At 53.8% G+C, this 12,974-nt stretch carries 12 protein-coding genes; 7 read left to right on the forward strand and 5 right to left on the reverse strand.

What is annotated here, in order from left to right; genetic code table 11:
* Positions 1-31: 31 nt before the first annotated feature.
* The gene (locus OGV65_RS08030) at positions 32-607 is read right to left on the reverse strand and encodes a helix-turn-helix domain-containing protein (RefSeq protein WP_286454821.1); all 576 of its coding nucleotides are present in this window, start codon (positions 605-607) and stop codon (positions 32-34) included.
* Between the two features lie 37 nt (positions 608-644).
* Here OGV65_RS08030 and OGV65_RS08035 point away from each other — a divergent pair, with 37 nt between their 5' ends.
* Both OGV65_RS08035 and OGV65_RS08040 read left to right on the forward strand, forming a co-directional pair.
* Entirely contained in the window at positions 645-1,163 is a 519-nt protein-coding gene (locus OGV65_RS08035; RefSeq protein WP_016156571.1) for a GNAT family N-acetyltransferase, read from the forward strand.
* Positions 1,160-1,609 (forward strand): DMT family transporter, encoded by a 450-nt coding sequence (locus OGV65_RS08040; protein WP_016156572.1) that lies wholly within the window; start codon positions 1,160-1,162, stop codon positions 1,607-1,609. Before OGV65_RS08035 ends, OGV65_RS08040 begins: the two co-directional genes overlap by 4 nt.
* Positions 1,610-1,675: 66 nt before the next feature.
* On the opposite strand, the gene OGV65_RS08045 is transcribed toward OGV65_RS08040, so the two are convergent.
* Together OGV65_RS08045 and OGV65_RS08050 are read right to left on the reverse strand one after the other, a co-directional pair.
* On the reverse strand, positions 1,676-1,909 hold the full coding sequence (locus OGV65_RS08045; protein WP_016153143.1) for a YdcY family protein: 234 nt from the start codon (positions 1,907-1,909) through the stop codon (positions 1,676-1,678).
* Between the two features lie 17 nt (positions 1,910-1,926).
* Positions 1,927-3,525, reverse strand: coding sequence for an ABC transporter substrate-binding protein (locus OGV65_RS08050; RefSeq protein ID WP_286454822.1), 1,599 nt, complete (start codon positions 3,523-3,525; stop codon positions 1,927-1,929).
* A 282-nt stretch (positions 3,526-3,807) separates the two neighbouring features.
* Here OGV65_RS08050 and OGV65_RS08055 point away from each other — a divergent pair, with 282 nt between their 5' ends.
* Genes OGV65_RS08055 through OGV65_RS08065 form a run of 3 tightly spaced genes read left to right on the forward strand, consistent with a single transcriptional unit; the run spans position 3,808 to position 10,257 of the window.
* Entirely contained in the window at positions 3,808-5,115 is a 1,308-nt protein-coding gene (locus tag OGV65_RS08055; protein ID WP_181221821.1) for an SrfA family protein, read from the forward strand.
* 4 nt (positions 5,116-5,119) lie between these two features.
* Positions 5,120-8,101, forward strand: a complete 2,982-nt coding sequence (locus OGV65_RS08060) for a virulence factor SrfB (RefSeq protein WP_286454823.1) — start codon at positions 5,120-5,122, stop codon at positions 8,099-8,101.
* Complete coding sequence (locus OGV65_RS08065) at positions 8,098-10,257, forward strand: virulence factor SrfC family protein (RefSeq protein ID WP_286454824.1); 2,160 nt, start codon at positions 8,098-8,100, stop codon at positions 10,255-10,257. The genes OGV65_RS08060 and OGV65_RS08065 overlap by 4 nt, the downstream gene beginning before the upstream one ends.
* Positions 10,258-10,276: 19 nt before the next feature.
* On the opposite strand, the gene OGV65_RS08070 is transcribed toward OGV65_RS08065, so the two are convergent.
* Positions 10,277-10,450, reverse strand: a complete 174-nt coding sequence (locus OGV65_RS08070; RefSeq protein ID WP_016153148.1) for a GhoT/OrtT family toxin — start codon at positions 10,448-10,450, stop codon at positions 10,277-10,279.
* A 192-nt stretch (positions 10,451-10,642) separates the two neighbouring features.
* Here OGV65_RS08070 and yncL point away from each other — a divergent pair, with 192 nt between their 5' ends.
* Complete coding sequence (gene yncL, locus OGV65_RS08075) at positions 10,643-10,738, forward strand: stress response membrane protein YncL (RefSeq protein ID WP_071524268.1); 96 nt, start codon at positions 10,643-10,645, stop codon at positions 10,736-10,738.
* A 119-nt stretch (positions 10,739-10,857) separates the two neighbouring features.
* Here the strand turns inward: yncL and OGV65_RS08080 are convergent, their stop codons facing one another.
* A complete protein-coding gene (locus OGV65_RS08080) occupies positions 10,858-11,637 on the reverse strand; it encodes an AraC family transcriptional regulator (RefSeq protein ID WP_200052220.1) in 780 nt (259 codons plus the stop codon).
* Positions 11,638-11,738: 101 nt separating this feature from the next.
* On the opposite strand from OGV65_RS08080, the gene OGV65_RS08085 reads away from it, so the two are divergent.
* Complete coding sequence (locus OGV65_RS08085; RefSeq protein WP_286454825.1) at positions 11,739-12,866, forward strand: multidrug effflux MFS transporter; 1,128 nt, start codon at positions 11,739-11,741, stop codon at positions 12,864-12,866.
* Positions 12,867-12,974: the final 108 nt, after the last annotated feature.

Genomic DNA, 12,974 nt, shown 5'->3' on the forward strand with positions numbered 1-12,974 from the left:
TCCATCAATAGTAGCAGCCTGTGTCCGCCAGTTAGCTGACGACATGATTTAACCGCACAACCAGGTAAACGCAGGGTTGTGCGGTTTCATTGATAAACCGACAATCATTCGGCGGGCCAAGCTCCAGGCAATCGCCAGCCCGCATTTCATGACGCACGCCCCCTTCCACAAAGACCAATTCCCCCTGCTGTAGCCAGATAAGTTGTCTTGCCTGCACGTAGGAAGAGGCTGGCATCGGGATATCGCTTCCGGCGGGCAATTCTATCTGCACCAGATCAATAGGCAGATCGCTGCGCGGTGAAACGTGGCGGCGCAGATAGTGGCTTTGCGGGTCGTGCCAGACCGGCTGATCAGCGAAGCGCAGCAGCTTGCCCTCCTGCATTTCGGCCCGCGCCATCAGCATAGACATGCTGATACCAAAGGCACCGGAGAGCCTGCCCAGCAGCGTGGCCGTTGGGCTGCTCTCACCGCGCTCTATTTTATGGATCATCGCCCGCGACACGCCTGCGCGTTCAGCGAGTTCCGTCAGAGACCAGCCGCGAGACTCCCGCTCAATGCGAATTCTTGCACCGATCCGTTGATTTATGCTGTCTTCAATAGTATTCATATTGTAATACTATAGTGAACAATCCCTGAGGTTCAACATGTCCATTCGATTTGCCAGCAAAGAAGATTGTGCCGCCATTGCAGAAATCTACAACCACGCGGTACTGCATACGGCGGCTATCTGGAACGATCAAACGGTCGATGCCGAAAACCGTATCTCATGGTATCAAGCCCGCCAGTTGATGGGCTATCCGGTGCTGGTGAGTGAAGAGAATGGCGTGATTACAGGGTACGCCTCCTTTGGCGACTGGCGTAACTTTGATGGATTCCGTCATACCGTTGAACATTCGGTGTATGTCCATCCTGCTCATCAGGGTAAAGGCCTGGGACGAGCGCTGCTCAGCAGGTTAATAGAAGAAGCCCGCGCGTGCGGCAAGCATGTGATGGTTGCGGGCATTGAGTCTCAGAATCAGGCGTCGCTGCATCTGCACAGCACGCTGGGTTTTAAAACCACCGCGCAAATGCCACAGGTTGGCACGAAATTTGGGCGCTGGCTGGATCTGACTTTTATGCAGTTGCAGTTAGACGATCGCCGCGAACCGGATGCCAGCAGATGAACCAGACGCTAACCCTCTCCTTTCTGATTGCCGCAGGTATTGGTCTGGTGGTGCAAAATACCTTGATGGTACGCATCACGCAGACGTCCTCGACGATCCTCATCGCCATGTTACTTAACTCGCTGGTCGGGATCGTGCTGTTTGTCAGCATACTGTGGTTTAAGCAAGGTATGGCGGGGTTTGGGGAACTGGTTTCCAGCGTGCGCTGGTGGACGCTAATCCCTGGCTTGCTGGGATCGTTCTTTGTTTTTGCCAGCATCAGTGGATACCAAAATGTGGGTGCAGCAACCACTATCGCGGTGCTGGTGGCCAGCCAGTTAATCGGCGGACTGGTGCTGGATATTCTCCGCAGTCATGGCGTACCGCTGCGGGCGTTGGTGGGGCCAGTCTGCGGCGCGGTGCTGCTGGTTGTTGGGGCCTGGCTGGTGGCGAGACGTTCGTTTTAATTGCGCTTATCCGGCCTGAACATGCAGGCCGGATAAGGTGTTACTTCGCCATCTGACAACAACGAATTAAAGGATTGTGCCGCCTTTGGTCAACTGTTCGCGACGGGTTTCCATATCCTCTTTATGCTGACGGCCATGATGTGCGATAGCCGTACGCAAACGCTGTTGCTGGGTGTAACGTTCTTCCCGGCTCAGCACGACATCATCGCTGAGTTCAATCAGCAATTCATTCATATGCGTAATGACGCTCTCTTCAATGGCGGCATCAACACGTGCGCTGACCTCATCCAGATGCGACATAACCTCTCCTTAACTCATTAATTTAATTTTGCTTTTGAAAAATCGCTGCCCATCAGGCTAACGCTGTATCCGCTGACGTTGCTGCGCGTCGCGTAAAACGTTTTCCCGTTTGCCAACGCAATCCACGGAGCCTGCTGGTAGAAAATCTCTTGCGACTGCTGGTAAAGCGCGGCGCGTTCTTCCGGTTTACTCACCAGTTTCGCCTTTTGAACCAGCGAATTATACTCTTTATCGCACCAGCGCGCGGCGTTAGATCCGGTTTTAATGCTGTCACAGCCCAGCAGTACATCGGCGAAGTTATCCGGATCGCCGTTGTCTGACATCCAACCGAACAACGCGGTGTCATGCTCACCTTTACGCATTCCGGAGAGATATTCGCCCCACTCGTACGACACAATTTTCGCCTTCACGCCAACCTTCGCCCAGTCGCTTTGGATCATCTCGGCAATCCGTCGGGAGTTCGGGTTGTATGGGCGCTGAACCGGCATTGACCACAGCGTCGCTTCAAAGCCGTTTTCCAGTCCCGCCTGTTTCAGCAGATCTTTCGCTTTTTGCGGGTCGTAAGCGTAATCCTGCAGATCTTTATTGAACCCCAACATATTCGGCGGAATTGGCGATTTTGCCACCGTACCGGAACCTAAAGAGACGGCGTTAATAATGGCCTTTTTGTCTGTCGCGTAGTTAAGCGCCTGACGCACCAGCACGTTATCAAACGGTTTTTTCTCGGTATTAAACGCCAGATAGCCGACGTTCAGCGCTTCAACCGAATGCAGCGTCAAATCTTTATTCTTCTTAATCTCGTCAAACTGTACGGGCGCAGGCGCCGGAATTATCTGGCATTCATTGGTTTGCAGTTTCGCCAATCGGGTCTGTACGTTTGGCGTGATTGAGAAGATCAGGTGCTTCGTGGGGACGGCGCCGTCCCAGTAGTTCGGGTTGGCGAGATAGCGGATTTGCGAATCCTGCTTGTACTGCTGCAACACGTATGGCCCGGTGCCAATTGGCCAGTTATCGACGTTTTCCGGAGTGCCTTTTTTCAGCATCACGTCGGCATATTCCGCAGAGAGGATGGAGGCAAAATCCATTCCCCAGTCGGCAAGAAACGCGGCGTTAGGTTCATTAAGGATAAACTGAACGTGATAATCATCGACCTTCTTCACTTCTTTAATCAGTTTATCCAGACCGACATCGTTGAAGTATTCGTAGCTTCCCTGAGAAATTTTGTGGTACGGATGATCGGCATCTTTCTGTCGTAATACCGAGAAAACCACGTCATCAGCGTTGAAGTCGCGGGTTGGTTTGAAGAATTTATTACTGTTGAATTTCACGCCCTGACGCAGGGTAAAAGTGTAGGTCTTACCGTCCGGCGAAATCGTCCAGTCCGTTGCCAGAGACGGAACTGGCGTATTTTTTACCGGATCAAAGTTGATGAGTCGGTTGTAGAGCACCTGTGAGCTGGCCACAAACGATGGACCGGAACTGGCGATTTGCGGGTTAAATGACTCTGGCGACGCTTCTGAGCAGTAAATGAGAGTGTCAGTATTGGCCGCGAACGCCGCGCCTGATGGTAAGACGGCGCTGAGCGCCAGCGCGAGTAACGTTTTCCTTGCAATCATGGTTATAAGCCTTCTTATTTTATTATTAACCGGGATATCAGAGCATAGCTGACAAAAACTGACCAATAACAAATCACTATCAGGTTATTCTAATCCGGTGTATTTTGCTGAATAATTCATCACCCTAAGCGAATTAATTTCCCTTAAGTCTTTTTCAAAACGTCAAGATTTTTCCCGGCACTCTATGCCATGAAAATTCGCCCCTTTTTGCCTCTCTTCCACCGTTTGCTCGTTTTTATAAAACGTAAAGTAGATACGTGAAGAAGTCTAAGGGGTAACAACGTGGCAAAAACTCTCTTGCGCAGCGGCAATTTGGATGACTATCAGGCCGTGGGCGGCGGTGGTCAGGCCGTGTTTGATTCAGCATTGCAAATTCGTGAAACGCTTCGCCTGCGTAAACAGCAGGCGATGGTGGATTGTCTGGCGATCCCACAAATTAACGACAACGGCGATCGCGTTGACTGGTATTCGCCGATTGAAGGGAAAGCCGTTGCATGGAAAGCCGCTGATGAAGAGGCCCGTTTTCGTGCGCTGCGCTATCTGGGGAGCACGCTGGAAAATGCGGCGGCGCTGAGCCGTAAAAGTCTGCAATCGGGTAAAACCTCCCTGCAACTGTTTGGCTCACTGCTGGAAAAAGCCATCCAGTTTCCTGGTGAGAATCACGTGTTTCTGGTTGAAGGTAAACCCGTTATTACGTTCTGGGGTTTCGTCAATCTGAATGAAAATCCTCGCGACGATGTGCTCGATTGCCTGCGCCTTGCCGATATTCCTCCGGTCGTCACCGTAGCAGAGCCTGAGCCGGAAGAGGAAATCACTGCCCAAATCACCTTCGCCGAGGCCGAGGCGCCTTTGTTGACTCCAGTGGTTGAGCTACCTAAACCGGCTGAACCTGAACCACAACCCCCGGTCGTTGTTAACGAACCGGAAGTCTCGCCGCCGCTCGCACAGAAGAAACCCGCACGCCGCCTGCCGCTGTGGAGCCTGCCCGTTGCCGCGGTGATCATTGCAGCCATGGTTGGGCCGCTGTTGTGGAAGCAACAGCCCTCCCAGCCCGTACCCGCTGTTCCCCCAAGAGACGTCGCTAAGGCAGATATGGCACCGCTGCCAGAACTGACATCTGCACTGCCGTTGCATCGGGCTGAAGTGGTTCCGGCTGCGAAAAAAGAAAAACCTGTCGAAGGACCGGTCGTGATCGCCGCGATTCCGAAAGATGCGCTGGTGATGGATGCCAACCAGATGAAGGCAGGAACGACGCGTTTTCTCAACGGTAACTGGCGCGTAATGGTTGATGTTAAAGATCCGGTTAGCGGTAAAGCGCCGTCGCTGCGCTATCAGATCCAGGCCAATAAAGGCACGGCGCGCGTGGTTCATGGCGACAATATTGTTTGTCGTGCCGAGATTTTCTCCGGTTTGCATCAGTCAGGTGAATTAATGATTAAGAGTCGCGGGAATGCCCGTTGTACGGACGGGTCACGTTATCCGATGCCGGAAATTACCTGCAAAGCGGGAACCAATGACGTCGCCGCCTGTACCGCACGTTATGACGATCACGCGGAAATCCCTCTGACGATCAAAAAGATAGGTGCCTGATTTTATGTTGGTGAATCTGTGTGACTACAAACAGAGCGTGACGCTCATCGCCAATAGCGGTGTGCAATTTCTGGATTTTGGCCTGACGCCGCAGGAATCTGCGCATCATGGCCGCTTTGTGCGCAAAACGGCAAATGGTCCCCTGCTGCGGCTGGATTTCGATCTGACAACCGGGCGTTATACCTTACCTGGCAGCACCGGCGCTCAGCCCGAAGTGGTGAAGCCGGAAAGCACCCAGAAGCTGCATTATTCTCTGGACGTGCTCGACGGTGTCTGGCTGCCGCTGCCGTTCCTGCGCTTTAATCCGCCGCGTACGTTCGTTGAAGGCCCGGATAACTGGGCGCGCGTACAGGTGCGGAAGCTGGCGCAACCTGACAGCGCGGGCAACACCCACCGCGTCACCGTGGCGCTGGACAGCCAGCTCACTGAAAATGCCCCTGCGGCGTTAACCCCCAACGAAAATGACCTGCTGAACGGTACGCGATTTGCGCTGGCCTGGCATGACAACGAAATTGCCGATTTCCTCGACCAGACCTGGATTGACGGCTGGTTGCGCGAATCCTTTATGCATCATGTCACACAGCTTGAGAACCGCTCAGAACAAGAGATCCAGCAGGCGCTGCGTAACTTTGAATATCAGGCGCACTGGCTGAATGTGCTGACCCTGTTAGGCGAGCAGCTTTCCGTCCCGGAAGTGAAACTGGTCACGCATACCCTCAGCACGCCCGCCATTCCCGTTGATCTTATCCTGGATATCGGTAACACCCATACCTGTGGCGTCCTGATTGAAGATCACGGGGATGCCAATGACGGACTGCGCCAGACAGCCGAATTGCAGGTGCGTTCGTTAAGCGAGCCACAGTTTCTCAACGATCCGTTGTTCACCAGCCGACTGGAGTTTTCCGAAGCGCGTTTTGGTAAGCAGCACTTTTCCGTGGAGAGCGGTCGTGATGATGCCTTTATCTGGCCGTCGATTGTCCGCGTTGGCGATGAAGCCCGAAAGCTGGCGATGCAGCGCATGGGCACTGAAGGCAGCAGTGGGATCTCCAGCCCGCGCCGTTATCTGTGGGACGAAACGCCGGTGTTGCATGACTGGCGCTTTAGCCAGATGAATGGCAAAACCCAGCGCGAACCACTGGCTACCGCATTCCCGCTGATGAACCTGATGAACGATGACGGGCAACCGCTGTTCAGCCTGCCGCAGGATGATCGTCTGCCGGTATTCTCACCGCAATACAGCCGCAGTACGCTGATGACGCATATGTTGTGCGAAATACTGGCCCAGGCGCTGGGGCAAATTAACAGCGTGGCGACGCGTTTGCGCCTCGGATTCCCGGCATCTCCTCGTCAGTTGCGTACGCTGATCCTGACCCTGCCGTCGGCGATGCCCAAACAGGAGCGTGAGATTTTCCGCCTGCGCATGTTTGAAGCTATTGCGTTGGTCTGGAAAGCAATGGGCTGGCACCCGCAGGATGAAGACTTCACCACCCGTAAACAGCAGGAAAAGAGCGTGGTTCCCGTACCTGAGATCCAGATGGAATGGGATGAGGCCAGCTGCGGGCAACTGGTGTGGCTGTATAACGAAGCTATCTCTCACTACGATGGTCACACCGAGTCGTTCTTTAACGCCCTTGCCCGCCCGGACCGTTTGCCGGAGCCTGGTGAGACTAAAGGTCGTGCGCTGCGCGTGGCATCGATCGACATTGGCGGCGGGACAACGGATATGGCCGTCGTCCATTACCAGCTTGATGACGGCGTGGGTACAAACGTCAAAATTACCCCGCACCTGCTGTTCCGTGAAGGCTTTAAGGTTGCGGGCGATGACATGCTGCTGGACGTGATTCAGCGTTGCGTGTTGCCTGCGCTGCAAACCCGCCTGCAACAGGCTGGCGTGACCGACGCCGCCGCATTGCTGGCTACGCTATTTGGCGATTCAGGGCGCATCGACACCCAGGCGATTTTGCGTCAACAAACGGCGTTACAACTCTTTATGCCGCTCGGTCATGCGGTACTTTCAGCCTGGGAACAAAGTGATATTAACGATCCGGTAGCGGGTCTGCATGCCACCTTTGGCGAACTCCTGAGCCAGCAACCAACGCGCAACGTACTGAATTACATCCAGCAGGCTATCGATCATGCGTTACCTGCGGGATCGCCAGCGTTTGATGTGCTGAGCGTGCCGTTACAGGTGCAGTTCAGGCAGTTACGAGAAGCGTTACTGGCGGGCCAGTTTACCCTGACCTCCCCACTGCACGCGGTCTGTGAGGCTATTTCACACTATCGCTGCGATATTTTATTAGTGACCGGCAGACCCGCCTGTTTGCCGGGCGTACAGGCGTTGATCCGCCATCTGCAGCCCGTTCCGGTTAATCGTATGATCTGGATGGATAACTACCGCGTACATGAGTGGTATCCGTTCAGCCAACAAGGGCGGATTGGTAACCCCAAATCCACCGCAGCAGTTGGTGCCATGTTGTGTAGCCTGGCGCTTGATCTACGCTTGCCGCGTTTCAACTTTAAAGCTGCCGATATCGGCGCTTACTCGACCGTACGTTATCTCGGCGTGTTGGATAATACGGTCAATACGCTGCGCGATGAGAACATCTGGTATCACGATATCGATCTGGATAAGCCCGGCGCGAAGCTGGATGCCCGCCTGCACTTCCCATTGCGCGGCAACGTTACGTTAGGTTTCCGTCAACTGGCCAACAGCCGTTGGCCTGCCACACCGCTGTATACGCTCAGCATAAATTCTGCCGAACTGGCAAAAACCATCGCCGGAGATGGCGTGTTGAATGTACGGCTGCAGCTACGCGGTGGTAGCAAAGAAAGCGGCCCGGAATTTTTCGTACTGAGCGATGCGTGGTTACAGGATGGCACTCCCGTTGCCGCCAATGCCTTAACGTTAAAACTGAATACGCTGGCAGACCGACGCCATAGCGGGAGCCATTACTGGATTGATAGCGGGAGCGTGTACCTGAAATGAGTAAGATGTTAAACACCGCGCAGGCCGCCATCGAGTGGGTAACTGATACCCGTCAGCGTGCGGCGCGTCTTGATGATGAAGCGGATGCCCTGTTGACACAGCTCACCCTGGCCGCCGTTAATGAATCTGCGTTGAAGACGACCTTTTCATCGCGAGGATGCGTTGGGCTTTACGGACATTCGCAATCGGCAAAAGCGCACCTGCTCACAGCATTGTGCAGCAACGCCAATGGCAAAGTGAATATCGTTACCCCGGATCGCAGCTTTGATTACTTTTCACATATTAATCCTGGTCATGCGCCAACCAATATGGCGATCCGCTTTACGCGTGATGAAAATCCGCTCGATGGTGAATGGCCGTTGCGCCTGCGGCTACTCAGTGAAGCCGAACTGGTACAGCTATTTATTACCCAGTTCTGTGCGCTTGCGGACAACCGCCAGGTCGAGAAATCGATTATTGAGGCGCGCCTGGAAAAATGGCAAACGTTGCGCCAGCGTCATCCGGTGCCGGGCATTACCGCGCAAGATGTCGCGGCAATTGGTCGTTTCTGGCGCGCCTGCGTACCGGCCAGACAACAGCAATTTGACGACGCGCTATGGCATCAGTTTGCCACGCTGCTACCCGCTCTGGATCTGACTACCCGGGCAAACGCCTGGGCGTTACTGTGGGGAGAACAACCAGAGTTGACGCAACAGTGGTTGGCGCTGGCGCATACGCTGCAACAAACCGGGAGCGCGCAAGAACTCGCGGCTCCGCTGAGCCTGCTGGTTGACCATTTTGGTTTACCTGCCGAGAGTTTCCTGACTCAGGTAGCATTGAACGGGAATGAGGCGCAAAGCGATGTGGTGGTTCATCCAATAGAAAATGATCAGTTGCTCAATGCGGTCAGCCTTTCTCAGGCTTCGCTGGCGCTGCTCACGCGCGAGCTGGTCCTGACGGTTGAAGACGCGGTACTGGAGAATGTCGATCTGCTGGATATTCCCCTCGCCCCGGATGTTCATCCCCATCCATTGTGGCAGGCCAAATTAGGCTGGATGCTGGAACATTATCGCCAGCATCTGCAACCGGATGTACTTTTAATCTGTAATGCGGTATCTACCCGCTCCCAGACGCCCGCCATCACCCGCAAACTACTGGGCTGGGTTAACGATACTCAGCCCGTACATGACGCCGCATTGCCGGGAGTGGTCTGGGCCATTACTCCGCAGGATGCGCGGTTTAGCACTCAGCAAAATCTTGATGAATCTGTGCAGCAATTAATGGGCAAACCCGGACTGCACTGGGGCACGCTGCAGGCGCTGGATAAACACAGCTTACAACGCCTCGTCGAATGGCTGACTCAGGCAACCTCGCCCCAGCAACGCCAGGCGAGATTGACCTCCCTGCGTGAGCAGCACCAGCAGCGTGTACGCGAAACCTTGATAGGCTGGATTAATCCCGTTGAAACCGAATCGGGTAGCAATGAGTCGGTGATCCGCCAGCTCCAGGCCCAGGCGGCAAAGCATGGCGAACTCCTGGACGGTTTGCTCCCGCCGATGCGCCTCTTTGAGTCGCTGCTGCGTGTTCAGCAGCCGCGCGAGGAACAGGTGAGCGGATTATTTAATGAAGAGATTGACCTGTTTGCCGAGGTGCGTGACACACCGCACTCGCCGGAAAGCAAAGAGACCGGGTATCAGGCGCACAAAATGTGGGTTAACCACGTGCGCCAGTGGTGTCGCGATGAAAATAATGCGCGCCGTTTACGTCTCGAGCCGCGTACGCTAAGGCAGGTTGCCGATATCCTCGTCACCACCAGCTATCGGCTGGAAATGCCGCAACGCTTACAGCGCATTATGCAGCGAGAAAACGTCTGCGCCGCGCAGCTTCACGCCGATATTGGGGATTTTATTACCTGGCTTGGATTTGCCAGCGTGGCAGAGGAACAGCGTCCGGCCAGCAGGATCCAAAAAGGATCGGCTATTTTTAGTGCCCCGGCGCAACAGCCGATGTTACGGTTGACGAAACTGGATGAACAACCTTCGCATGGCGCAAGCCGTTACGTTTACGACTGGCTGGTCGCTTTGTATACCCGCGCCAATGAAAACGTGGGATATCAGCATCCGCAGGATGTTTGCGCAGCCGACAAAAAACGATTAGATGCCCTGCTTTCCTCCTGAAACGGCGTTTACGCCGTCATCAGAAGAGAGAAAACATTAACGCGACGGGAAAACTCATCGGCCAGGTCGCCCCGACTAATACCGCGCTGAGAAAACGAATCCGTTTTTTATCGCGGGAAAGAAACCAGGTGATGATTGCCGTGATAGCGGCCATCACCGCATAAAAAACCAACATTTTTTGGTACAGAGACATGTCAGGCATCCGGGCCGAAAGGTAAAATCGCGCGCAATATGCTCTTTTTCATGACCCACATCAAGTTTTATTAATTATTTTAAGAGAAACGCCGGTAAAACAAGCCGTTTTCATTATGTTCAGAATCCGTACTATTGCGGATAGTTATAACCCGTACTATACCCATAAGGGTTAAAACGAAAGGTGGCACAAATGAATGTTTCCAGTAAAACTGTGGTGCTGATAAATATATTTGCTGCTGTAGGACTTTTCAGTCTGATTTCCGCAAGGTTTGGCTGGTTTGCTTGATGTCGTTCTTCTTGATTAATTGCAGCGTCTGCTGGCAGAGAGGCTCTTCTCTCTGCCATTAGTACACGATTTTCCCACTCTCCTGCCACCCGGTAAATTATCCTTAGTATGTAATACCCCTAATCCTTCTGCGGCATTATATTGCCCGCATAACGGCTCGGTGTTGTGCCGGTATGCTGATGGAAAAAAGCGATAAAAGCACTGTCACTGACAAATTCCAGATATTGCGCCACCTGGCTGATCTGCCCCCCGTCAGCCAGCATCTCCATGGCTTTTAATAGTCTAAATTGCTGCCGCCAGCTCTGATAATTCATCCCGGTATCCCTGGTAAATATTCGACTGATCGTCCTCTCGCATGCCCCAACCCGTTGGGATAATTGATTTAGTCGTGGTGGCAATTCGCCCATACGTACTCCTTCAAGCCACACGTTCAGCCGTGGATCTGAGGGAAACTGCAACGTCCAGTTTTCACTGTGGGCGGCCCGCATTTCCTCACAGAAAACGGTGATAAGACTGGCCTGCTGCTCGGCAGGCATTTCCCATGGCCAGAAAGCCATACGTTCTATTACTTCAAAAAAGAGAGGATTAACGTCGACTATCTGCAGCGGTAACTTAGATAACGGCAATGTAGTTGAAAAATACAACGAACGATAAGCCATCACCCCACGCATTATGGCGCGATGTACCGTACCAGCCGGGATCCAGACCGCGCGCCGTGGCGGTAGCAGACACAGGGCATGCTCCAGCTCAATCGTAATGCTTCCCGCTGCCGAAAAAAGTAGCTGATGACGAAGATGGCTATGCCGGCCGGAATCGTGTACGCCCATCTCGGAGGCAATCCCGATTACCGGTTTATCAAAGCTATCCGCATCGAAATCATCATCCGGGGCAATTTCCATTATCTGTCCGATATTTGATATTTAAAGTCTTGATAATGGTAATACGACATCTCCCTTTCAGCAATAATGCCCGCCAGTTTTCTGTCTCTCTGGATATTGCTATGAACACCCTTCGCCGCCCGCCGCTGTGGCTTCTTACTTTGCTCATTATGTTTCCGCAACTGGTGGAAACCATTTATAGCCCGGCATTGCCAGGAATCGCCACGTCTTATCACGTAAGCAGTGAACGCGCGGCGCAAACACTCTCCGTTTATTTTATTGCCTTCGCCATCGGCGTGGCGATGTGGGGTTGGCTGAGCGACTGCCTCGGTCGACGTTGGGCGATGCTGGCAGGACTTATCTGCTATGGGTCAGGTTGTGCCCTGGCCGTGGTTGCCACTGACTTCAGCGTTTTGCTGCTGGCGCGGATGATCTCAGCCATCGGCGCGGCTGCCGGGTCAGTGGTGGTACAGACCATGTTACGGGACACTTATGAATCAACTGCGCTATCCCGCGTCTTTTCCGTGATGGGCGCTGCGCTGGCATTGAGTCCCGTTTTCGGCCTGCTAAGCGGAGGTTGGTTGGTTAGCCTGTATGGTCATACCGGTGTATTTATTGCCCTTGTGCTGCTGGCGCTGCTACTGCTACTACTGACTGCGACCATGCTGCCAGAAACCCGGCCCGAAAATACGCTCAGACCCAGCCTTGCTGCACTGCTCTCCCGCATGATGCGTGACCGCGAGCTGTGGAAAAATACCATGCTGGTTGCACTGCTGAACACCATGCTGTTTAGCTATTACAGCCTGGCTCCGTTTCTTTTCGGGCAATTGGGATGGAGTTCCAGAGCCTTTGGCTGGACGGGGGGACTACTTGCGTTTGCTTCGCTGTCGGGCAGCCTGCTGAACCGGAGATTATTGACGACAGACCTGACATCGGAACAGAGGGTACATTATGCCTGTGCGCTGGCAGCAGCGTCAGGCCTCGCCGCGTGGTGGTTACAGCACTCCGCGTGGATTCTGATACCGGTTTTCGGCGCGGTTATTGCCTATGGCATCGCGATCCCTAATGTGCTGAGTCAGGCCCTACGCCACTATCGTGAACAGGCCGGGGCCGCCGGTGCATTATTCGGATTAAGCTATTACCTGTTGCTGGGAATGATGCTGGGGGTGGCAGGCATGGTGCAACAACTGGGGCTGGTTCTGAGCGTCTGTGCGCTACTCGCCTGGATTTGCAGCTTGCGCCGCGGATAACCGGATGACGATCGTGAAAGCACAAAGCCCTGACATTAATAAGCCGGGGCTTTGTTGTATCAATTAGCCTGACCTCGCGGATATTTCCAACTTACCGCCGTCCGATGG

Source organism: Citrobacter sp. Cb004 (assembly GCF_030337065.1).
Taxonomy (GTDB): domain Bacteria; phylum Pseudomonadota; class Gammaproteobacteria; order Enterobacterales; family Enterobacteriaceae; genus Citrobacter; species Citrobacter braakii.

Excerpts from the sequence above, each read along its gene's own strand:
- OGV65_RS08030 (WP_286454821.1), bottom strand. The coding sequence starts at position 607 with ATGAATACTATTGAAGACAGCATAAATCAACGGATCGGTGCAAGAATT.
- OGV65_RS08035 (WP_016156571.1), top strand. The coding sequence starts at position 645 with ATGTCCATTCGATTTGCCAGCAAAGAAGATTGTGCCGCCATTGCAGAA.
- OGV65_RS08040 (WP_016156572.1), top strand. The coding sequence starts at position 1,160 with ATGAACCAGACGCTAACCCTCTCCTTTCTGATTGCCGCAGGTATTGGT.
- OGV65_RS08045 (WP_016153143.1), bottom strand. The coding sequence starts at position 1,909 with ATGTCGCATCTGGATGAGGTCAGCGCACGTGTTGATGCCGCCATTGAA.
- OGV65_RS08050 (WP_286454822.1), bottom strand. The coding sequence starts at position 3,525 with ATGATTGCAAGGAAAACGTTACTCGCGCTGGCGCTCAGCGCCGTCTTA.
- OGV65_RS08060 (WP_286454823.1), top strand. The coding sequence starts at position 5,120 with ATGTTGGTGAATCTGTGTGACTACAAACAGAGCGTGACGCTCATCGCC.
- OGV65_RS08065 (WP_286454824.1), top strand. The coding sequence starts at position 8,098 with ATGAGTAAGATGTTAAACACCGCGCAGGCCGCCATCGAGTGGGTAACT.
- OGV65_RS08070 (WP_016153148.1), bottom strand. The coding sequence starts at position 10,450 with ATGTCTCTGTACCAAAAAATGTTGGTTTTTTATGCGGTGATGGCCGCT.
- yncL (WP_071524268.1), top strand. The coding sequence starts at position 10,643 with ATGAATGTTTCCAGTAAAACTGTGGTGCTGATAAATATATTTGCTGCT.
- OGV65_RS08080 (WP_200052220.1), bottom strand. The coding sequence starts at position 11,637 with ATGGAAATTGCCCCGGATGATGATTTCGATGCGGATAGCTTTGATAAA.
- OGV65_RS08085 (WP_286454825.1), top strand. The coding sequence starts at position 11,739 with ATGAACACCCTTCGCCGCCCGCCGCTGTGGCTTCTTACTTTGCTCATT.